The organism is bacterium (genome assembly GCA_024742285.1).
GTDB lineage: Bacteria > Myxococcota_A > UBA9160 > UBA9160 > UBA4427 > UBA4427.
In genome coordinates, this window is sequence record JANSYR010000001.1 from 139,486 (window position 1) to 159,216 (window position 19,731).

The window sequence follows — 19,731 nt, forward strand, 5'->3', positions numbered from 1 at the left end:
GCTCGGATCGGAGCCCCGGCGTCAGTCCCGGTCGAGGCGTTCGATCGTGCCCCGATCGCCGTCGAGGACCACGCGTTCGCCGGTCCGGAGGATCTCGGTCGCGTTCCCCGTGTTGAGGACGGCGGGCAGGCCGTACTCCCGCGCCACCACGGCGCCATGGGACACGGCGCTCCCCACGTCCGTCACGAGGCCGCCGATCACGGCGAAATAGGGCGTCCAGCCCACATCCGTGATCGGAGCGACCAGGATTTCGCCCGGTTTCAGGGATTCGGCCTCCTCGAGGCGCTTCACCACCCGGACCCGGCCCTCGACCCTTCCCCGGCTGACCGGCTTGCCGACCACGACGCGGTCGTCCCCACCCGAGAGGTCGATCGGCTCCGGCTGCGGATGTCCGACGGCGACCTCCGGGAACCGGAGCGTCTCCTGATAGGCCAACGCCTCACGACGACCGAGGGCTTCGTCTCGCAACGGGTGTCCCGGCGCAGCCGCGGCGAGCGCCTCGAGCTCTTCGTGCAGCAGGAAATAGACGGCATCGGCGTCGGGCAAGCGCCCCTCCGCGACGAGCTGCGCGCCGAGCGCGCGATAGGCGCGCTTGAAGAGCGCCGTCGTCTCGACGAGGAGCGACTTGGTCCGCTCGCGATTGCGGACCGCAGCGTGCGCGAGGAACTGGAAGCGATCGAAGCGTGCCGCCCCGGCCGGTCGCTGGGCGGGCGCGCTCGCGCGCGTTGGCGTCGACCCGGCCTGCGAATCGAGACGACCCCGCACCTGCGTCTGCAGCGATCGGAGGACCGGCGTCGGGTCTTCGCGCCACTCGGGCTGACGGATGTCGAGCTCCCGGAGGCTGCGATGGCCGTGGCGCGCCAGATAGTCCCGGAAGGCGGTGCCGGCCCCGCCCGACACGTCGCCCGAAAGCCAGGCCTGCGCCGACTCGAGCGTCGAGGCCGCGAAGGTCGCCGCCGACTCGGGCTCTGCGAGGATCGCCTCGAGCACGCGCTCGGCGCCGAGCGCGATGTCGGCGCTCTCGACGTCGGTCGCCCCCGAGAGAACGGACGCCACGACGGCATGGTGCTCGTCGCTCGGCGCTTCGCCCCGCGCGAGGATCTGCAGGAGGATCGGCGACAGGGCTCCGGCGGTGGACGAGACGACGAGGTGAAGCTGATAGGCCTCGAAGAGCTCCCCGATGCGTGCATCGATCGCGCGCCAGGACGCGAGCCCGTCCTCCCCGGCCGGAACCGGCCCCTTCGCGACGAGCGCCTCCATCCGGCGGATCCGCGGACCCGGTCGGAGCATCGACGTGATCTGGCGCAGCAGGCGCGGAATCCGCTGCCAGAGCGGCGCCGCGGGAGGCTCGACGATCTCGGGCACGATCCGGCCACAGAGCGCGAGGCTCTGTTGATCCGCCGTCCCGCCGCTGACGCCGGAGGCGAAGCGCACCCCCTCGCTCATGTTGATGAAGAGGTGGCCATGGGACATCGCGAGATAGGGCTCGGCGGGGAAACGATCCCGCGGCATGCGCAGATCGTCCTTGATGCGCTGCCAGCCTTCGTCGATCCCGCGCGCGCAGGTCGAGTAGGTGAGCGGAGACACGGCCCCCGGCATCATCTCGCCGACGTTGCAACGGGTGTGCACGTCGGAGGCGAAGCGCAGCGGCGTATCGAGCGCCTGCGGATCGGGGCCGAGGGTCGTGATCGGCCGCGCCTGCAGCCACCAGAGGGTGCCTTCGCGATCGATGGACCACTCGAGATCGAGGGGGAGACCGACCGTCTCTTCGGCGCGGATCGCGTCCGTCGCGATCGCGCGACGTTCGGCGTCCTCGAGAACCGCCTTCTCCCCGGCACATTGGGTCGGCGCGAAGATCTCTTCGCGGCGCAGGAGCTCTTCATGGTCCGGACTCGCCGCCCCCGAGACCAGCGCTTCCCCGAGACCCAGCGCGGCATCGATCACGAGGCGGTTTCGACGATGGGTGACCGGGCAGGCCGTGAAGCAGACCCCCGACACCCGTGCGTCGACCATCCGTTGAACGACCAGGGACATGACGGGCTCGCCCTCGTCCGCCGATTCGTCCTGCGTCTCGCGATAGGCGCTGGCCCGTGCGTTGTGGGCGGAGGCCAGACATCGTTCGATCGCCGCAACGAGCGCAGCCTCGCCCTCCACCTCGAGCACCGTCTCGTACTGCCCCGCGAAGGACGTCTCCGCACCGTCCTCCCCGATCGCCGAAGAGCGCACCGCCAGCCGACCCGGACCGAATCGCGCGAGGATCGCTTGCGCACATCGCGCGCGCGCCGCCGAGTCGCTGTCCTCGCCGAGCCCCACGACCGCGATCGCGTCCGGCACCCGCAGCCCCATGGCCATCAGCCGGGCGAGCCCCTCCGCCTTGCCACCGACGGGCGCACCCGCGATCGCATCGAGCTCGAGGAGTTGGATGGAGGAGGACAAGCGGAATCCGGAGGGAGGACGAGGGAGGCACGCCCGCGGCAGGGCATCGGCGCGGCGGGAGTATGCCCCAGCTGCCGGCGCGAGCGACGCCGCGAAGGCCACCCGCGCGGACCGGCAGACGCCGCGCGGAAGCCCGGCACCGGTGATCGCCGTCACCCGCACCGGCCCCGCGACGCCGATCCGTCCAGAACCACCCGATCGACCGGCGCGGACCGGTCCGGAGATTCCCGTGGCGACGCCCCTGCGCCCCGTGCGCTCTCGCGAGTACCAGCTCCTGACCGACGCCCATCGCGCCCGCACCCGGGGCAAGGCGCGCGCCGCGATCCGGCTCTATCGCCGCCTCCTCGTCGAAAACCCGGCGAACCTCGAGGTCGCGCTTCGGGTCGCACCGATGCTCGCCTGCGCGGGGGAGCCCTTCGAGGCCTGGCAGCTCTATCGCCGGGCCGCGATGGACTACGCCCGCGCGCGACAGTACTCCGAGTGCCTCGCGGTCTATCGCGAGGCCTGCCGATTCGTTCCCGGCGAGTTCGAGGCCTGGCGACTCTGCGCCGAGCTCCAGCTCAAGATGAAGAAGCCGGAAGGCGCCTTCGAGACCTTGATCGAAGGGCGCATGCATTTCGGTGGACCGAACCAGCGCGGCCAGGCGATCGCGCTGCTCACCCGCGCGCGGGAGATCGAGCCCTGGGACGATGACCTGCTGATCGATCTCGCGGCGCTCTACGCCGCGAGCGATCAGCCGGAGCTCGCCCTCGAGCTGCTGGCGACGCTGGCGCTTCGCGTGCGAGGGACGATGCTCCGCCGCGTGCGCGCGCTGCAGCTCCGACTCACCGGATCCCCGCGCTTCGCCTGGCTCTGGCTGCGCAGCTTCGGACGGAGCGAGTCGCTTCCCCCGATCGTCGAGCGGGACTTCGAACCGCTCGTCGAATCGCTGGCCGAAGTGATCGAGTCGCCCCCGCGACTGCGTCGCGTTTCGACGGGCTGACCCCCTCCGACGGGAGGCGCGGCTACTCGGGCCGCGACCCCTCCCAGCGATTCCAGTGCGTGACCTCCGCCGCACCCTTCCGATCGGCGGGTCGAAGAACCGCTCCCTTCGTCCAGGCCACGGGCAGCAGGATCGTCTGCGTCACGTCCTCCGGAATCCCGAGCGCCTGCGCGACGCGCTCCTCCTCGCTCACGAGCAGCGTCGTCCAGGTCGTCCCGAGCCCCGACGCGCGCAGCGCGAGCATGAGCGACCAGGCCGCCGGCAGGACCGAGCCGTAGAACGCGACCTGCATCGCGGTATTCGCGGGGTCCGGCCGACCGAGCGAGCAGACCAGGATCAGCGCCGGCATCCGCTGGAGATTCTCGGCGAGCCCCACGTACGTCGGCCGCTCACTCGGGAGCTTCGCGCCCTTCATGGCCTCCGGGAGCCGGTTGGCCATCCGCTCGGCCAGCTGGGCCATGCTCTCGCGATAGAGCTCGGCGACCGCTCGCTTCGGTTCCGGATCCGTCAGCACGACGAAGCGCCAGGCCTCGCGGTCGAGCCCGGTCGGCGCCTGGACCGCCGCGTCGATGCAACGTTCGATCAACGACGGCGCCACCGGGCGATCGAAATCGAGTCGCCGCCGCACCGATCGCGCCGTCGACACGACCTCGAAGAAGTCATCGCTGGCGGTCCCCTCCTCGAGCCCCGCGTCCGTTCCGTCGCTCATCCTCTTCCCTCGCCGAGCCGTTGCTCCCGGACCCTAGACTAGGCGATGCTCCGCGCTCCACGAGGAGCAGCCCCACCGATGACCGCGCGCATCCGATCGATCGACTACGACCACGACGGCCACCCGCTCCGAGGCGAGCTCGCCTGGGACGACGCGTGGACGGAGCCGCGGCCCTGCGTCGTCGTCGTGCACGACGCGATGAAGAGCAACCAGGGATTCGAAGAGGAACGCGCCGTGACCCTCTCCGGCCTGGGCTACGCCGGCTTCGCCCTCGACGTCTACGGAGCGGACGTGAAGGGCACGGACGACCAGGAGGCCTATCAGCTGATGGAGCCCTTCCAGGCGGACCGACGCCACCTCCAGGCGCGACTGCGCGCCGGCCTGGAAGCCGCCGCAGCGCTCCCGGAGGTCGACGCCACGCGGATGGCCGCGATCGGGTACTGCTTCGGCGGGATGTGCGTGCTCGACCTCGCGCGCATGAACGCCGACCTCGCCGGCGTTGCGAGCTTTCACGGTCTGCTCGCCGCCCCCGCGCTTCCGGACGGAAGCGAAGCGCTCGCCGGGCCGATCGAGCCGAAGGTGCTCGTCCTGCACGGCTGGGACGACCCCTACGTCCCGCCGGAGGCGATCCCGGACTTCGCCGCGGAGATGAGCGCGCGAGACGCCGACTGGCAGCTCGTCGCCTACGGGAACACCGTGCACGCCTTCACGAACGCGCGATACCAGGAGCCCGGCGGCGCCGCCCTCTACTCCCCGTCCGCCGATCGCCGCTCCTGGCAGACGCTGACGGATTTCCTCGCCGAGCTCTTCCCGTCCTGACCCGGCGGACGCGGCGCGCGCCCCCTAGACTGGCCCCATGTCCGACCTCGGCCCCCACGACCTCGTCTTCAACACGACCAACATCCTGGGAGGCGGCGTCCGCGAGATCGTCGCCGCCGCCGTCGCCGGCGAGTACCAGGGCATCACGATCTGGCCCTCGGACGTGGCCCGCGCGGAGTCGGAGGGCCTGTCCCTTCGCGACGTGAAGGCCTTCATCCACGATCACGGGCTCGTCGTGACGGACGTCGATTGTCTGCTCGGCTGGACCGAGCAGGCGCTGCCGAAGCCCGGAGAGGCGATGGTGGAGATCGTCGGAACCGATCGCTTCCTCGAGATCGCCGAGGCCCTCGACGCGGACGCGATCAACGTGGCGCAGGGGTTCGGCAGCGAGCTCGACCGCGACCGCGCCGCAGAAGATCTCGCGAAGATCGCCCGGCGGGCCGGCGAGCAGGGGCGGAACGTCAACTTCGAGTTCCTGCCCTGGTGCGGCGTGCCCGACGTGACGACGGCCCTCGACCTCCTCGAACGCACGGGCTGCCCGAACACCACGATCATGTTCGATTCGTGGCACTGGTTCCGCGGCGCGCGGGATCTCGAGGCTTTGGCGAAGATCCCGGGCGAACGGATCGGCAGCACCCAGTTCAACGACGCGCCGGAGCGACCGGGCGAGAACCTGATGGTCGAGGCGATGGAGGCGCGACGGCTTCCCGGCGACGGGGACATCCCGCTCGTCGACCTCGTGCAGACGCTCGACTCGATCGGGTCGCTCGCGCCGATCGGCGTCGAAGTCATCCAGAAGGACCACGAGACGATGTCGCCCGAGGAGGTCGGTCGTCGGACGGCGGACGCGATGCGCGCGGTTCTCCGGGAAGCGCGCGGAGAGAGCGCTTGAGCGACGAGATCAACGCCCTGGCCGCCGATCCGGAGCTCTGGCATCTCGAGGACTACGCGGAGGCCCTCGAGGCGGGCCGGCGACTCGAAGGCGGACGCTACGTCGTGACCGAGGAGGAGATCCTCGAATTCGGCCGCCGCTTCGACCCGCAGCCGATGCACACCGACCCGGTCGCCGCGAAGGACGGCCCGTTCGGGGGACTCGTCGCGCCGGGCTGTCTCACCTTCGCGATCCGGAACGCACTCCACAACCAGCTGCCCGTCCGGCCGGCCCTCTACGCCGGACTCGGCCTCGACCAGCTGCTCCTGCCGAGCCCCGTGCGTCCGGGCGACGTCCTCAGCCTGCGCCTCGAGGTCGTCGAGGCGCGGCGCTCGAAGTCGCGTCCCGAGACCGGCGTCGTCCAGACCCGCCAGACCGTGCTGAACCAGGCGGAAGAGACCGTCCTGACGATGGACGCGAAGATGATCGTCCGCGCGAGAAACGCGAGCTAGGCGCTTCCGAGCCGCGAGCTAGGCGCTTCCGCCGGATCCGTCGTCCAGCATCTCGAAGTCGTCGAAGTCGAAGCCCGGCGAGACGACGCAGCCGACCAGGGCGTAGCCCGCCGGACCCTCGAGCGCCCGGGCCGTCTGCCAGTGCCCCGCCGGCACGATCGCCTGCAGCACGGCGGCCGGATCCTGCCCGAGCGTCGAACGTCCGGCCTCTGCCCTCGCGGCCTCGATCGTCGGTCCGATCCCGAGCTCGACGGCGTCCCCCTGATGATGGAGCCACAGCTCCTCGGAGCGGACGCGATGGAGCGCCGACGACGCTCCCGTCGGCAGCAGGAAGAGGATCGACGTCATCGCCGCCCGCGGTCCCGGGTAGCCCTCGGGCAGGGACTCCGCCGCGAGCTCGATCGGCGATCGCCAGGTCTCGCGAAAGAAGCCGCCTTCCGGATGCGGCACGAGCGCCAGGCGCTCGACGAGCTCGCGGACCGCGGGCGCGAGGGAGGTCGCCGCGTCGCTCATGCGGCCTGGTAGCGGCCCGGCTCGACCTCGCTGGCCTCGCCGCGTTCGAGCATGCGCGCGATGTGGAGCTCGGCGCTCCGGCGTTCGACCGGGTCGGCGATCGGCGTCTCCGCCGTCGGTCGGTAAATGAAGCGGTGGCGGACCATCTCGTCGATCGAGCGCGGTTCGGCGAGGAACTCGAGCATGGCCCCGTGGCGCCGGTCGATCACGCCCGCGAATCCGTCGAGTCGCCTCAGGAAGTCTTCACGTCCTTCGATCACACCCTTCTGGTGGAAGGTCACGTAGTAGGCGGCTTCTTCGTCACGGACGCAGCGCAGGCTCTCCTCGAACTGATCGAGGTCGCTCCAGGCGTCCCCGTAGTAGGGACCGAAGCCGGTCAGGTCGATGTCGGCGAGGAAGAACACCTCGCCCTCGATCCGGAAGCCGCTGTGGCCCCGGGTGTGTCCGGGGAGATGGACGGCTTCGATCGCGATCCCGCCGAGGTCGAAGCGATCGCCGCCGGCGAAGCCCTGCGCGTCGGGCCGAGGCTCGAAGTGGAACTCTTCGAGGACCATCTTCTCGAATCCTGCGGCGACGCCGGGATCCTCGATTCCGTAGATGCCCATCAGACCGTCGACGCTCTGGATCCCGACCAGATCCCGTTCGTGGATGTGGACCCGTGCGTCGGGAAAGAGGCGGTTGCCGCACATGTGGTCTTCGTGGGCGTGGCTGTGCAGGAGCGCGTCGACCGCGGCCGGGGCCCCGCCTTTCGAGACGACGGTCACGGACGGATCGATCAGGAAAGTCTCGCTCGTACCGCGAACGAGGACGGAGTTGCCGTGCGGATAGCCGCCGCCCTTCTCCCCGATCAACACGCTGACCCGATCCGTCAGCTCGCGTTCCTGTTCGCCCCAGTCGATGGCCATCGCGGGGAGGCTAACCGGCCGTCCCCGGGCCTGCGACGCGCGCCGCGGTCGCCCCCCCCGCGGGCTGCGTGCCCGTGTATCGAAGAAGGGGATCCGTTCCCACCAAAAAGATGACCTTCGGACGCAAATGAACGGGCACGGGCCGCAGACGGGAGATCACCCATTCTCCGAACCCCATGGGAGTCGAGTACGCCATGCGTGCCAGCGAGAACGAAATCGAAACCACCGTCCCGACGCAGCTGGAAGACAGCCCGGCGCGCTTCGAGGACCCCGACGCGGAGCTCGTCCGACGCTGCCAGGCGGGAGGCCCGGACGCCGCTCTGGCCTTCTCGCTCCTCGTCGAGCGCCACGCGGGCCGGATCAAGGGCCGCGCCACCCGCATCCTCGGGGACGAGAGCGAAGCCGAGGACGTCGTCCAGGAAGTGTTCGTGAACGTCCACCGCTTCCTCCATCGCTACCGCCCCGACCGGCCCTTCTCCCATTGGCTCTCCGTCGTGACCCTGAACGCCTGCCGCATCGAGCTCCGCCGACGCGCCGGCCGCGATCGCCGCCACGAGGCCTACCGGCTCGATCCGGGCCGCGACAGCGAAACGCACATCGACGGCGATCCGCTCCTTCGCGACTGGCTCGATTCCGCCCTCGACGAGCTCCATCCCCTCACGCGGCAGGCGATCCTGCTGCGGGCCCTCGACGGCCTCGGCTACCGCGCGATCGCGGAGCGCCTCGGCCTCTCCGAGCCCGCCACGAAGATGCGCGTCCTGCGCGGACTCAAGGATCTGCGCGCGCGCTACGACGCGGCGGACGGCGACGGAAAGAAGCGCGCGGCCCGACGGCGGAGCCCCGTCGCCGCCTGACCTACGGGGGCCGCCTGCGGGACCCTGCGATCCCGACCGTCTCGCGCCGCTTCAGTCTGCCGCGGGCGCCGTGGACGTTGCGGGGGCCGCAGACGTCGTGGGCGCTGCGGGCGCCGCAGACGTCGTGGGCGCCGCAGGCGCTGCGGGCGCGGGTGCCTCGCAGGCACGCTCGAGGCGCGCCAGGACCTCGCACACCGGGGGAATCGAGCGACCCGCCGCGCCGGCGCCCGCCGCACGGAAGAGCTCGCCGCGCGCGAGCTTCGGATCCCCGGTCACGCTCGTGAGCACGGCCAGCGAGCCGGTCACGTGGGCGGCTGCGAGGCTCGTCCCGTTCCCGAACGCGAAGGCGCTCCCAGGGACCGTCGAGAGGACATCGACGCCGGGCGCCATCAGCTCGACCCAGGGTCCGCGATTACTCGCCTCGAAGAGCCGGCCCTCGCGATCCACTGCGCCCACCCCGATCACGGAGGGATAGGCCGCGGGATAGCGGCGATCGCGCGTCCCTTCGTTCCCGGCGGCGGCCACGACGACGGCCCCGAGCTCCTCGAGGCGGGCGACACCCCGCTCGAGCAGGACGTTCGCCGGCCCCGAGAGCGAGAGGTTCACGATCTGCGCCTGGGCGTCCCAGGCCTGGTCGAGGCCCTGGAGCAGGTCGTAGATCGTACAGCGCCCGCCCGCGCCGGCCGTCGGACGGCAGACGGGGATCGAGACGAGCGCCGCCCCCGGAGCGACCCCGGCGATTCCGAAGCCGTTGTCTTCGATCGCGTTGATCACGCCGGCCATCAGCGTGCCGTGGACGCCGACCTCTCGCGCCGGTCCGCTGGCGAGCGGCACGATCCGGGCGGCGGAGAGGTCGCGGTGCTCGGTTTCCGGTGCGGAGTCGAGGAGCGCGACGGTCACGCCCTCGCCGCTCGAGATCATGCGTGCCTCGCGCACGCCGGTGACCGCCAGGCCGTATTGCAGGCTGGCGTAGGGGTCGGGCTCGACCTCCGCGGTGTCGGGCGCGTCGAGGGTCTCGATCTCCGCCGCAGCGCTCGCGTAGACGTCGTTCGGCACGAGGGCGCTGCCGTCGGGCAGGACGGTCACGAGCTGGTCGATCGGCGTTCCGGGCGGGCCGGCGATCCTCGCCACCGTCGCGCAGACCACCGGGCTCCAGTAGCTGTCGGCGACGCGGGTGTCGGGCGCGAGCTCGAGGTCCTGCGGAAGCTGACCCGACGGGTCCTTCGGCAGCGCGAGGATCGCTTCGCTCGGACCGCCCGCCGCGGGCGAAGCACCCGTCGTTCCCGGCGCCGGCAGCGGCACGATCGAGCCGGGATCGCCGGCCGTACGGCCCGCGCTGATCCCGGGTTCGGCGAGCTCGCTCACCGCCTGCGCGGCGGCGCCCAGCGCGAACGGACCACAAAGGGAATCGTCCCCTGCAAACGCGACGAACGGCGTGCCGAAGAGGCACGCCGCTGCGACGAGCGCGAGCTGCAGGGAACGTCGGATCATGGCGAGGCAGGCTCCGCGAAGAGGGCGAGCGGCGTCGGCCCCTCCCTGAGTCGGGACGCGATCACCTGGAGGTCCGCCTCGGCTTCGGGCCCTTCGATGCCCGTCGCGCGCAGACGGTACCGACCCACGCTGGACGGACCGGACACGATCTCGAGCCCCGCCGCGCGCAGCCCTTCCCCGATCTCCCGGGCGGTCACGCCTTCGACGAAGACCACGTCGAGGAGCGCGCCGGAAGCGACTTCCGCCGGCGCCGACGCGAGGGTGTAGTCGGCGCTCTGCACGAAGGGGTTCTCGACCACGGCGCCGCCGAGGAGGCCGAGGCCGAAGATCGCGGCGGCCGCGGCGGCGATCTGAACCGGACGGATGCCCCAGGGGCCGCGGACGACGTCGTCCACCGCGGAATCCGTTCGGATCTCCGCTTCCCGCTCACGCTCTTCGCTCAGCACCCAGCGGGTCAGCTCGCGGACTTCGTCCTCGGTCAGCGGCGCGGCGGCTTCGATCGGGACGACCTCCGCCTCGGCGGGCGAGGCGGACGGCGCGGGAAACGGGGGGGCCGTGTCGACTCCATCGGCCTCGCCGGCGTCGATTCGCGCCGTGATCTCGTCGAAGACCCGGTCGGGATCCGGCAGGGCGACATCGATCTCGAAGGGCGCGCCGGAGATCATGTCGAGCTCGGCGCGACAGTCCGCGCACTCCGCGGCGTGGGCCTCGACGGCGCCCCGCTGCCGGGCGTCGAGCAGGCGTTCGCCTCGCTCGTCGGTCTCCCCGTACCAGGGAATCCAGCCGAGAACGCTCTGCGGACAGCGAATCGATCGCGCCTCTCTCGTCATGCCCCCTCCTGATCCATCGCGCCCTCCGGCGCCGAGCCCATCATCCGTCGGAGCGCGCGTCGCGCCCGCGAAACCCGGGTCTTCACGGTCTCCCGCGTGACCCGCTGCCGCTCCGCCACTTCTTCCAGGGACTGCCCCTCGATCACCGTCCAGAGGAGCGCATCCCGCTGATCGGAAGGGATCCGGTCGAGCATCCGCCCGACGCGCCGCAATTCTTCCCGTGCATCCAGCTGAGTCGCCGATGCACGCTCTTCCGGGACCTGCGCGATCACCTCGTCTTCGGTCGCGATCACCCGCGAACGCTTCAAGCGGCCGCGTTGGCGCAGGGCCTCGAGGCACTTGAAGCGCGCGATGCCGAAGATCCAGCTCGAGATCTTCGATTCGCCCCGAAAGGTCGGGGCGCTCGCCCAGACCTCGAGAAAGACGTCGCTGGTGATCTCTCGCGCCAGTTCCTGATCCTCCAACCTACGACGTACAAAGACGAAAACGCGCGGGTAGTAACGGTCGAAGAGCGACCGGTACGCGTCCCGGTCCCGACGGGCGGCCACGGCCTCGAGCAGCTGCGCGTCCTGGTCGTTCCGGCCCTCCGCCTTCTGATTCATCCGAGTCGTTTCCGTAGGTCGTCGCGAGCGGCGATCGGGTGCCCGAAACCGCTCCGGTCCGTGAAGAAAACCCGCCCCTCCGGAAGGGCCGGCTCACACGACCGAGGTTACCCGGAAACGCGCGAGCAGCGGACCTCGCGGACGTTGGGACCCGGCCCGTCCCGGATGATTGCCCCGCGGGTCTAGCGTGCGCGGGCGGGGCGGCCACCGGGGACGACCGGTCGCGGTTCGGGCGGCGGCGGGGCGCCGGGCAGGCCGAAGCCGGGCTCGGTCGAGCCGCCGCGCGGTCCCGGGATCACGGGGCGAGTCCCGGGCGAATCCGCGAGGGCTCGCTGGCAGGCGGAGCCCCCAGCCTCGCAGGCGCCCGGATAGCGAACCGCCGTGGCGGCGCTCGGCGCCGGGCGTGCCGGCGCCCCGGGCGCCGCAGCGACGTCGTTCGGGCTGAAGAAGCTCTGGAGCGGACCGACCATGTCCATCGGAGAGGCGCTCCCACTCCCGGGAGCCGCCGTTCCCGACACCGCTTCCCGCGGCTCCGCGCAGGGGCCGGGCGGGGCCAGACCCGCAGGCAGCTCGGCGGTGGCGCTCGACGCGATCCAGAAGATCGAGGCCGCGACGAAGGCGCACTTCCGCGTCAGGAGGGAGGGTCGCATGCCGGCATCCTAGCAGGACCTGGGGCCCATATGGGTGCAAAAACCACCATTTCAACCACCACTTCAGCCACCGAGGCCGACCCGGACCGAGAGCCCGAAGAGATCCCGGGTGTAGTCGAAGACTTCGGCGCTCGAGCGATTGCGGGTCCGGCTGTAGCGGGCCGTGACCCGCAGGTGCTCGCCGATCGCCCGCGAGAGGGAGATCCGAACGCCCGTCTCGTGCTCTTCGCGATCGTCGTCGTCTGGTACGAGCGTGCCCGGATCCGGGAAGACCGTCGGATTGCCATAGGGCACCCAGGCGTAGCGACCGCTCACCCGCAGACCGATCTCGAAGGGCAGCGTCGCACCGACCCCGACCTCGATCTGGTGGCGTTGATGGTCGTATTCGCTGCCCTCGCTCCAATAGCGCTGGTAACGGTACTCGCCTTCGAGCCACCCGTCTTCGACGCCGGGAACCCGTAGCGCGAGCGGGGCGTGGTGGAGCGCGCTCGCGCTCACGCCGACCCCGTCGCGGTCGGTCGCCTCCTCCTCGTTCCGGTCGGGCGGCGGCAGCGCGAGATCGAAGCGCTCGTACTTGTAGTCGTCGACGCCGACGGAGGTCCCCAGGATCGTGTACTGCCCGCCCTTCCACGGCTTGAAGATCGAGGCACCGACGACGTGGCTGATCACGAAGGGGTCGAGGTTCTGGTCGCGCGGCGCGTCGATGAACGGCGCGTCGAAGTCGTACTGCAGACGCAGCGAGGCGTCGGTCTCCGGGATCGCGCGATCGAGCCAGAAGGTGAGTCCGGGGGCGAGCGTGTCGAACTGCTCGAGATCGACGTGCTCGGAGCCGGCGAAGCGGAGCGTCCCGCCACCGGTCACCTCCTCGAACTCGAGGAAAGAAGCGCCGGCGTCGAGGAACCAGAAACCACGAACGTCGCTCTGGCCGGACACTTCGCTCGGCAGGCCGACGCCGCGTCCGCGGAGAAGCGCATTGTCATCGACCTCGAGGCCGAGCTCCGCCGTCACCCACCAGGGAACGTCGCCCCCGCTCTCCATCTCTTCGAGCGCCCGCGCCGCTTCGGTCGCCCACGGCGTTCCGGGATGCTCCTGCACGACCTTCTCGAAGGCCTCGCGCGCACGCACCGGTTCCTCGGCACCCAGCCGCGCGCGCCCCAGGAAGAACGAGGCCATCGGCTCGACCGGCGCCTCCGACAGCTGCGAGGCCGCGTCGAGCCGACCCACCGATGCCACGTAGTCGGTCTGTGCGTAGGCCACGAGTCCCGAGTAGAGCAGGAACTCCGCGCGATCCCCGTCGCTCGCCCCCGCCCGCGTCAGGGCCTCCGCCGCGTCGTCGATCCGACCCGCGTGGTAGTAGGCCATCCCCAGAAAGAGATCGACCCCAGGGACGAGCGGGTCGAGGTCCCGGGCGTCCTCGAGACTCGCGATCGCACGACGGAAGTCCTGGAGACGGATCGAGCAGAGCCCGTCGCGAAGCGCGACTTCCGCGTCGTCGGCCGGGTCGCCCTGCACCCGCGCGAGCACCTCGAGGGCCGGCCCGCATCGTCCCTCGTCGGCGAGCCGCAGTCCGAGCGAACGCTCCGCCTCGTCTGCGACGGCCGTGAACGCGACGAAACCGATCGTCACGACGACGAGGGTCGCGAGCCGAACGGCGCCGACGGGGAAGACGGCGACGCATCCGTCAGCGGGTCGCTTCACGGGAGCGGCGGGGAGCATCGGGCGCGGCAAGGGCAAACGGGGTCGGATCCTCGGGTCGGGTGCAGAGTCGTGAGCGATCCCGATCCTGGCCTCGGGTTCGTCGCGCGAAGGTACCCCGGTCGGGACAGCGAGACACATCGATGCGAAACCGGGAAGGCGACGGAATGCCAAGACTTTCGTGGGCTAAGTTCCGATCCAGGACACCAAGGGCCGGCGCACGCCCCCGCTTCCGCCCGGTCCGCTCACCGTCGCCAGGAGGGCGCCGCACATCATGGCCAGGCTCTTCCCGCATCCCCAGGACAAGTATCCCGTCATCCACATCGAGGACACGGACCTCGATCTGCCGAAGCACGTCCGCAACACAGACATGCGGTACACGCAGTTCAAGACGATCGCGAAGGGCGGCAAGTGCCTGATCCAATCCTGCAAGGACTATCACCTTTCCCGGGTCGTGGCCTACAAGAGCCTGCTGAAGGAGATCGCCGACGACCCCTTCGAACAGAACCGCTTCCTGCGCGAGGCGCGGGTCACGGCGATGCTCCAGCATCCCAACACGATCCCGATCTACGAACTCTCCCGAGACAACCGCGGCCACTACTACTTCACGATGAAGCTCGTCGAGGGCTACACGCTTCGCGAGGTGATCGACCTCTCGATCGAAGAGGGCACCCAGGCGGTCGACGGATACGGCTTCCACCGCATGGTGACGCTCCTCATCCAGGTCGCGAACGCCCTCGACTACGCCCATAGCCACGGCGTCGTCCATCGTGACGTGAAGCCCGCCAACATCCTGATGGGCCCCTTCGGCGAGGTCCTGCTCCTCGACTGGGGCCTCGCGAAGGTCTGGAGCGAAGCGCCGGAGGAGACGCCGGAGATGCCGCTCCTCGGCGACGCCGACCCGTCGCTCACGGCCCAGGGCAAGCTGCAGGGCACCGCCCACTACATGTCGCCGGAGCAGGTCGAGCAGTCGAAGGACCTCGACCATCGCTCCGACGTCTACTCGATGGGCGCCGTGCTCTACGAGATCCTCGCCGGCCGCACGACCTTCGAGGGCGAGAAGGTTTCCGAGGTGCTCGCCCAGGTCCGCAACGACCTGCCGCCGAAACCCTCCGAAGTCGCCCCGGACCGCGACATCCCTCAGGCGCTCGAAGACATCTGCATGCAGTGCATCGCCAAGGACCCCGACGAGCGAATCCAGTCGGCCCGCCGCCTCGTCGCCCAGCTCCGCAGCTGGCGCCTCCGCTGGGCCTCCGAGACGAGTTAGGCGTTCGCCGAACCCGCCGATCCGAGACCCGAGCCCTCAGCGCGAGTCGCGTCCCAGAAAGGACGCGACGAGAGGCGCTTCGCGCCGACCGATAATCAGTGAATCGTCCGCCCACCCGTGACGAGCAGGTGCTCTCCCGTGACGTACGAGGCGCCCGGGCTCGCGAGGAACGAGACGGCGTGGGCGATGTCCTCGGGCTCACCGATCCGGCCGGCCGGGACGGAGGCGATCGACTTCTCGATGCGCTCCTTCGGCATCGCGTCGGTGAGCGGCGTGCGGATGATGCCGGGGCAGACGGCGTTCACGGTGATGCCGTGCTTCGCGACGTCGAGCGCCAGGGCCTTCGTGAAGCCGAGCAGACCCGCCTTCGCCGCGGAGTACTCGGTCATCCCCGGCGCGGACAGGAAAGCCCGCTCCGAGCTGGTGTTGATGATCCGACCGGCACCCCGCTCGATCATCTCCGGAAGAACCAGCCGGCTGCAATCCGCGGCGACGCGTAGATTGAGATCGAGATAGGCGTCCCACTGCGCCGCATCGGCCTTCGGGAACGTCTTCGGCGTCCCACCGGCGGCGCCGCCCGCGTTGTTGTGCAGGATCTCGAGGAAGCCGAGCGCCTCCCGCAGGCGATCGAAGGCCGCCGAGGTCGCCTCGCGATCGGTCAGATCGACCGCGATTGCCTCACAGCGTCGCCCCTCCTGCTCGACCAGCGACTGCGTCTCGGCGAGCGCCTCCTCCTTCAGGTCGAGCACGCCGACCTCCGCCCCGTCGCGGGCCAGGCGGATCGCGCAGGCACGCCCGATGCCCCCGGCGGATCCGGTGACGACGGCGACCTTGCCTTCGAGACTCATCGCGATCCTCCTCGGCCCTTCAGCAGCACGACTGCCCGCCGTCGACGCAGATCGTCTGACCGGTGATGAACTTCGCGAGCGGGCTCGCCAGGAAGACGTAGAGCGGCGCCACGTCCTCCGGCGTCCCCCAACGCTTCATGGGCGTGCGTTCGATCTCGGGATCCTCGAACTCGGTTCCCCTCATGCCTTCGGTCATGTTGCTCAGGACGAGACCCGGCGCGGCAGCGTTCACGCGGACGTTCTCCTGCGCCCAGGCCGCCGCCATGTTCTTCGTCATCTGCACGACCGCCGCCTTCGCCGCGCCGTAGCCCGGCACGACGGTCACGGCGCGGAACGCGGACATGCTCGCCATGTTCAGCACGCTCCCCCCGCCCTCGATCGCGCTCTGCGAGATCCGGTCCTTGAGCCTCACCGCGAGTCGGAACGACCCGAAGAGATGGAGCGACACCGCGCGCTGGAACACCTCGGGCTCCCACTCGTTCTCCGCCATGAGCGACGCCCCCGCGTTGTTCACGAGTACGTCGAGGGAATCGAAGGAAGCCGCGAGCTCGTCGAGCCCCGCCTCGTCGGTCATCTCCGCCTGCCGGTAGCCGAAGCCCGAGAGGTCCGATTCGTATTCCGAAGCGCTGGCGCGCCGGCCGGTCACGGTCACCTGCGCGTTGGCTTCCGCGAAGGCCCGGGCGATTCCCAGGCCGATCCCGTTCGAGCCACCGGTGACGAGGACCGTCGCCCCGCCGAAATCGAAGCTCGTCTCAACCTTCATCGTTCCCTCGCCTCCCGCCCCGGCGCCGTCGCGCGGCGCCGCGTCGTTTCTCGTCCATGCCCGTCGGTTCTAGAGCGCCTTCAGGCGCTCGCCGAGCTTTCCCGTCTCGTTCCGAAGCCAGGCGGAGAGCCAGAAATTCGTGCTCTCGGGCTGCAGCGCTTCGTGGATCTCGATCCCGAGCTCGAGCGCCGCCGCGCTCGGCTCCTCCTGCGAGAAGAGGACATCCAGCAGATGCAGTGCTTCCTCCCGATCCCCCGCCCCGAAGCGCGCGCGAGCGCGTTCGACGATCGCGTCCTGCCCGCCCGCGAGCTCGATCAGGTCGCCGTGGATCGACCGCTGGGGAACCGAGTAGAGCTCGGTCGTGGATTCGTGGTGGAACCAGCCGGCGTAGTGCTCCCAGATCGCCTGCACGTCCCAGCGCACCATGCCGTAGCCTTCGCCGACGGCGAGCTCCGGCGGGAGCTGGATCTCCTGCTTGAGGGTGAAGAGGTCCTTGCCCTCGTTCATCCCCTTCACCGTCTCGTCGTGCACGTAGAGCGTCGCGTCGCGAATCCGAGCGAGCTCGCGCTGGATCAGCGCCTTGCCCTCGATCGGGCCGTGGTGGCCCGGCAGCAGGAGCTTCGGCTGGAGCGCCGCCACGACGTCGCAGGCCGCGGCGCAGGTCAGCGCGTCCCGGTAGCGATCGCCGCGAACGGTCACGAGGTTCGGGATGTGACCGATCAGGCAGCCGAAGAGATTGCCCACGAAGCAGATCTCGTGGTCGGGCAGCCAGACGATCAGCGAGTCGTTGGTCTCGGCGCCCGGGACGGCGATCAGCTCGACGCGCAGGCCGCCGAGGGTGAAGGCGTATTCGTCCTCGAAGGTGATGTCCGGGACCGGCTCCGCCTGTGCGGGCAGCTCGCCGTAGTCCGCCATCGCCTGTCGGATCGTCGCGCCGTTCTTCTGCAGGAACGCGAAGCCCGATCGGGAGGCACGGAACCTGAACAGCCGCTTGTCGTATGCCTGGTGCTCGACGTTGCCGGCCTGCGCGATGACCTCGGTCGAGTCGTCGCGCAGGAAGTCGGTCCCCCCGACGTGATCGACGTGTCCCTGCGTGAAGATGATGTACCGGGTCTCCGCCTGACTGACGGCGCGATAGCTGTCCCGGTGATAGGGCGCTTCGAAGAACATCCCGGTGTTGACGATGATGTTCCCTTCGTCGGTCGTGATCAGGAAGCTGTTGGACAGCCCCTCGGAGAGGTGGATGAAGTCGTTGATCTTCTCGGTCCCGACGACCGCAGCGAACATCTCGCCCGGACGGGATTTCCAGATCGGCTCTTCGTCGACGAGGGCAGACATGCGGAACCTCCGGCAACGACCCGCGCGGGGCCGGAAAACAGGAGGACCATTGATACAACGACGGCCAGAAGCTGGCCAAGCGGGCGGGATCGAGCGCGTCCGTCCAGGCGCTCGGGAACGAGGAGACTTCGGCGAGCACCCACCGGCGATGGAGATGGAGATGGAGGGAGGATCAGTCTCCGCTGTAGCCGAAGAGACGGCCCTTGCGGATCACCTCGGCGACGCCCGGCTCGACGTGCTTCTCCCAACGCGGGTTTCCGTCGCGAATCCACTGGTAGATGTGGTCGGACTTCACCCGGAGCGCGTCGTCCGAGAGGCCCTCGAGCGGCTGGACGTAGCCGCGATCGCGGAGGTAGTCGAAGAGCTGCCGGACGGTGTCGGGCATTTCGATCGTGTCCAGCGCGAGTCGCTTCCCCGTCTCGGAGTCGAGCCAGGGATAGACGTAGACCTTCACGCCCTGCCCCATCAGCCGGCCGGTCGCCTCGAGGAGCCCACCCGGGAGGTGCTCGTATCTCGATTCGCGGATCAGCTCCGTGAAGTTTCCGATGCCCATCGGGAGCGCGATCTGCGTCGCCGAGTAGCGCGCGAGGTACTCGGCGACGAGGTAGTACTCCGGATAGTCGGAGACGATCACCGATTGGTTGCTCGCGGTCAGCGCGTCGAGTCGATCGAGGAAGTCCTGCACGCCGACCTCGGCGGTCTTCCGGAGCTCACCGACCGAGATCTCGAGCAGCGACACGATCTTCGACGCGTCGACCTCCGGATCGGCCGCGAAGCGCTCGAAGGCCCGGCGCTGGATGTCGGCGTGAACCAGGTTCGGAGGACGGAAGCGACCCCGCTGGAGGATCACCGGCTTCTTGTAGAGCATCTCCGAAGGGCGCAGGACTTCGCCCTTGGCCGAGAACATCGCGGCCTTCGACAAGCCGTACTCGACGAGCCGCAGGCTCAGCAGCCGGTGGTCGATGTCCTCGAAGGCCCGCCCGCTGAACTCGATCATGTCGATCTCGATCCGGCGTCGACCCAGGTTGTCGAGGAGCGAACCGAGGAGGATCTCGGGTCGGTCGTGGTGCTTGAAGGCGCCGTAGATCAGGTTCACGCCGAGGATGCCGAGGGCCTCCTGCTGCATGATTCCATCCGGGTCGAGCATCCGGGTGTGGAGGATGATCTGGTTCGATTCGGACTGGGGATGGTCCTGGAAGCGGATCCCCATCCATCCGTCGCAGTCTGCGTCCCCGCGATAGTTCTGGGCCGTGACCGTGTCGGCGAAGGCGAAGAACGCGCTCTCCTCTCCGCGCTCGGGGTCGAGGCGCTCGATGAGCAGATCGTACTCGTGGTCGAGCATGGCGATCAGCCGACCGCTCGAGACGTAGCGTTCGGCGGTCCCGTAGATCGCGTCGCTGACCTTCTTGTCGTAGGCCGACATGGTCTTCGCGATCGTCCCGGCGGCACCCCCCACGCGGAAGAACCAGCGGCCGACCTCCTGACCGGCGCCGATCTCCGCGAAGCTGCCGTAGATCCCGGGATCGAGATTGAGCGCGAGCGCCTTCGCCTGCGTTGTCATCGGCTCGGACACGTCACCTCCACAATGGGCCCATCGGCTGGAAAGTGCCATGCCCGAAGCAGGATTCCCATCCGAACGAGCGAGA

Annotated in this window: 19 protein-coding genes; 6 read left to right on the forward strand and 13 right to left on the reverse strand. The window is 69.9% G+C overall.

Going from position 1 to position 19,731, the window contains the following annotated elements:
* Positions 1-21: 21 nt before the first annotated feature.
* Positions 22-2,436, reverse strand: a complete 2,415-nt coding sequence (locus NXI30_00630; GenBank protein ID MCR9092696.1) for a PEP-utilizing enzyme — start codon at positions 2,434-2,436, stop codon at positions 22-24.
* 229 nt (positions 2,437-2,665) lie between these two features.
* On the opposite strand from NXI30_00630, the gene NXI30_00635 reads away from it, so the two are divergent.
* Positions 2,666-3,418 carry a tetratricopeptide repeat protein gene (locus NXI30_00635; GenBank protein ID MCR9092697.1) on the forward strand — a complete coding sequence of 251 codons (753 nt, stop codon included), beginning with the start codon at positions 2,666-2,668 and terminating at the stop codon, positions 3,416-3,418.
* 22 nt (positions 3,419-3,440) lie between these two features.
* Here the strand turns inward: NXI30_00635 and NXI30_00640 are convergent, their stop codons facing one another.
* Positions 3,441-4,127 (reverse strand): nitroreductase family protein, encoded by a 687-nt coding sequence (locus NXI30_00640; GenBank protein ID MCR9092698.1) that lies wholly within the window; start codon positions 4,125-4,127, stop codon positions 3,441-3,443.
* Positions 4,128-4,205: 78 nt separating this feature from the next.
* On the opposite strand from NXI30_00640, the gene NXI30_00645 reads away from it, so the two are divergent.
* Genes NXI30_00645 through NXI30_00655 form a run of 3 tightly spaced genes read left to right on the forward strand, consistent with a single transcriptional unit; the run spans position 4,206 to position 6,329 of the window.
* Positions 4,206-4,946 (forward strand): dienelactone hydrolase family protein, encoded by a 741-nt coding sequence (locus tag NXI30_00645; GenBank protein ID MCR9092699.1) that lies wholly within the window; start codon positions 4,206-4,208, stop codon positions 4,944-4,946.
* 37 nt (positions 4,947-4,983) lie between these two features.
* On the forward strand, positions 4,984-5,838 hold the full coding sequence (locus tag NXI30_00650; protein ID MCR9092700.1) for a sugar phosphate isomerase/epimerase: 855 nt from the start codon (positions 4,984-4,986) through the stop codon (positions 5,836-5,838).
* Positions 5,835-6,329, forward strand: a complete 495-nt coding sequence (locus NXI30_00655; protein ID MCR9092701.1) for a MaoC/PaaZ C-terminal domain-containing protein — start codon at positions 5,835-5,837, stop codon at positions 6,327-6,329. The genes NXI30_00650 and NXI30_00655 overlap by 4 nt, the downstream gene beginning before the upstream one ends.
* Positions 6,330-6,347: 18 nt before the next feature.
* Here NXI30_00655 and NXI30_00660 read toward each other — a convergent pair whose 3' ends face one another.
* The gene (locus NXI30_00660) at positions 6,348-6,842 is read right to left on the reverse strand and encodes a cupin domain-containing protein (GenBank protein MCR9092702.1); all 495 of its coding nucleotides are present in this window, start codon (positions 6,840-6,842) and stop codon (positions 6,348-6,350) included.
* Complete coding sequence (locus NXI30_00665) at positions 6,839-7,747, reverse strand: MBL fold metallo-hydrolase (protein MCR9092703.1); 909 nt, start codon at positions 7,745-7,747, stop codon at positions 6,839-6,841. The genes NXI30_00660 and NXI30_00665 overlap by 4 nt, the downstream gene beginning before the upstream one ends.
* 194 nt (positions 7,748-7,941) lie before the next feature.
* On the opposite strand from NXI30_00665, the gene NXI30_00670 reads away from it, so the two are divergent.
* Positions 7,942-8,601: an RNA polymerase sigma factor gene (locus NXI30_00670; protein ID MCR9092704.1), complete on the forward strand. Its 660-nt coding sequence runs from the start codon at positions 7,942-7,944 to the stop codon at positions 8,599-8,601.
* Between the two features lie 51 nt (positions 8,602-8,652).
* Here the strand turns inward: NXI30_00670 and NXI30_00675 are convergent, their stop codons facing one another.
* The 5 genes from NXI30_00675 to NXI30_00695 form a co-directional block, all read right to left on the reverse strand.
* Positions 8,653-10,092, reverse strand: coding sequence for a S8 family serine peptidase (locus tag NXI30_00675; GenBank protein MCR9092705.1), 1,440 nt, complete (start codon positions 10,090-10,092; stop codon positions 8,653-8,655).
* Positions 10,089-10,922 (reverse strand): hypothetical protein, encoded by an 834-nt coding sequence (locus NXI30_00680; GenBank protein MCR9092706.1) that lies wholly within the window; start codon positions 10,920-10,922, stop codon positions 10,089-10,091. Before NXI30_00680 ends, NXI30_00675 begins: the two co-directional genes overlap by 4 nt.
* Positions 10,919-11,524: an RNA polymerase sigma factor gene (locus NXI30_00685; GenBank protein ID MCR9092707.1), complete on the reverse strand. Its 606-nt coding sequence runs from the start codon at positions 11,522-11,524 to the stop codon at positions 10,919-10,921. Before NXI30_00685 ends, NXI30_00680 begins: the two co-directional genes overlap by 4 nt.
* A gap of 182 nt (positions 11,525-11,706) precedes the next feature.
* Positions 11,707-12,174 carry a hypothetical protein gene (locus NXI30_00690; protein MCR9092708.1) on the reverse strand — a complete coding sequence of 156 codons (468 nt, stop codon included), beginning with the start codon at positions 12,172-12,174 and terminating at the stop codon, positions 11,707-11,709.
* A 63-nt stretch (positions 12,175-12,237) separates the two neighbouring features.
* Positions 12,238-13,872 carry a tetratricopeptide repeat protein gene (locus NXI30_00695; GenBank protein ID MCR9092709.1) on the reverse strand — a complete coding sequence of 545 codons (1,635 nt, stop codon included), beginning with the start codon at positions 13,870-13,872 and terminating at the stop codon, positions 12,238-12,240.
* 271 nt (positions 13,873-14,143) lie between these two features.
* On the opposite strand from NXI30_00695, the gene NXI30_00700 reads away from it, so the two are divergent.
* On the forward strand, positions 14,144-15,136 hold the full coding sequence (locus NXI30_00700) for a serine/threonine protein kinase (protein MCR9092710.1): 993 nt from the start codon (positions 14,144-14,146) through the stop codon (positions 15,134-15,136).
* A 95-nt stretch (positions 15,137-15,231) separates the two neighbouring features.
* On the opposite strand, the gene NXI30_00705 is transcribed toward NXI30_00700, so the two are convergent.
* The 4 genes from NXI30_00705 to NXI30_00720 all read right to left on the reverse strand — a co-directional run bounded on the left by NXI30_00705 (position 15,232) and on the right by NXI30_00720 (position 19,658).
* On the reverse strand, positions 15,232-15,984 hold the full coding sequence (locus NXI30_00705; protein MCR9092711.1) for an SDR family oxidoreductase: 753 nt from the start codon (positions 15,982-15,984) through the stop codon (positions 15,232-15,234).
* A gap of 19 nt (positions 15,985-16,003) precedes the next feature.
* Complete coding sequence (locus tag NXI30_00710) at positions 16,004-16,747, reverse strand: SDR family oxidoreductase (protein MCR9092712.1); 744 nt, start codon at positions 16,745-16,747, stop codon at positions 16,004-16,006.
* Positions 16,748-16,816: 69 nt separating this feature from the next.
* The gene (locus NXI30_00715; GenBank protein MCR9092713.1) at positions 16,817-18,085 is read right to left on the reverse strand and encodes an MBL fold metallo-hydrolase; all 1,269 of its coding nucleotides are present in this window, start codon (positions 18,083-18,085) and stop codon (positions 16,817-16,819) included.
* Positions 18,086-18,257: 172 nt separating this feature from the next.
* On the reverse strand, positions 18,258-19,658 hold the full coding sequence (locus NXI30_00720) for a TonB-dependent receptor (protein ID MCR9092714.1): 1,401 nt from the start codon (positions 19,656-19,658) through the stop codon (positions 18,258-18,260).
* Between the last annotated feature and the right edge of the window lie 73 nt (positions 19,659-19,731).

Excerpts from the sequence above, each read along its gene's own strand:
- NXI30_00640 (MCR9092698.1), bottom strand. The coding sequence starts at position 4,127 with ATGAGCGACGGAACGGACGCGGGGCTCGAGGAGGGGACCGCCAGCGAT.
- NXI30_00645 (MCR9092699.1), top strand. The coding sequence starts at position 4,206 with ATGACCGCGCGCATCCGATCGATCGACTACGACCACGACGGCCACCCG.
- NXI30_00650 (MCR9092700.1), top strand. The coding sequence starts at position 4,984 with ATGTCCGACCTCGGCCCCCACGACCTCGTCTTCAACACGACCAACATC.
- NXI30_00660 (MCR9092702.1), bottom strand. The coding sequence starts at position 6,842 with ATGAGCGACGCGGCGACCTCCCTCGCGCCCGCGGTCCGCGAGCTCGTC.
- NXI30_00665 (MCR9092703.1), bottom strand. The coding sequence starts at position 7,747 with ATGGCCATCGACTGGGGCGAACAGGAACGCGAGCTGACGGATCGGGTC.
- NXI30_00670 (MCR9092704.1), top strand. The coding sequence starts at position 7,942 with ATGCGTGCCAGCGAGAACGAAATCGAAACCACCGTCCCGACGCAGCTG.
- NXI30_00675 (MCR9092705.1), bottom strand. The coding sequence starts at position 10,092 with ATGATCCGACGTTCCCTGCAGCTCGCGCTCGTCGCAGCGGCGTGCCTC.
- NXI30_00680 (MCR9092706.1), bottom strand. The coding sequence starts at position 10,922 with ATGACGAGAGAGGCGCGATCGATTCGCTGTCCGCAGAGCGTTCTCGGC.
- NXI30_00685 (MCR9092707.1), bottom strand. The coding sequence starts at position 11,524 with ATGAATCAGAAGGCGGAGGGCCGGAACGACCAGGACGCGCAGCTGCTC.
- NXI30_00690 (MCR9092708.1), bottom strand. The coding sequence starts at position 12,174 with ATGCGACCCTCCCTCCTGACGCGGAAGTGCGCCTTCGTCGCGGCCTCG.
- NXI30_00700 (MCR9092710.1), top strand. The coding sequence starts at position 14,144 with ATGGCCAGGCTCTTCCCGCATCCCCAGGACAAGTATCCCGTCATCCAC.
- NXI30_00705 (MCR9092711.1), bottom strand. The coding sequence starts at position 15,984 with ATGAGTCTCGAAGGCAAGGTCGCCGTCGTCACCGGATCCGCCGGGGGC.
- NXI30_00710 (MCR9092712.1), bottom strand. The coding sequence starts at position 16,747 with ATGAAGGTTGAGACGAGCTTCGATTTCGGCGGGGCGACGGTCCTCGTC.
- NXI30_00715 (MCR9092713.1), bottom strand. The coding sequence starts at position 18,085 with ATGTCTGCCCTCGTCGACGAAGAGCCGATCTGGAAATCCCGTCCGGGC.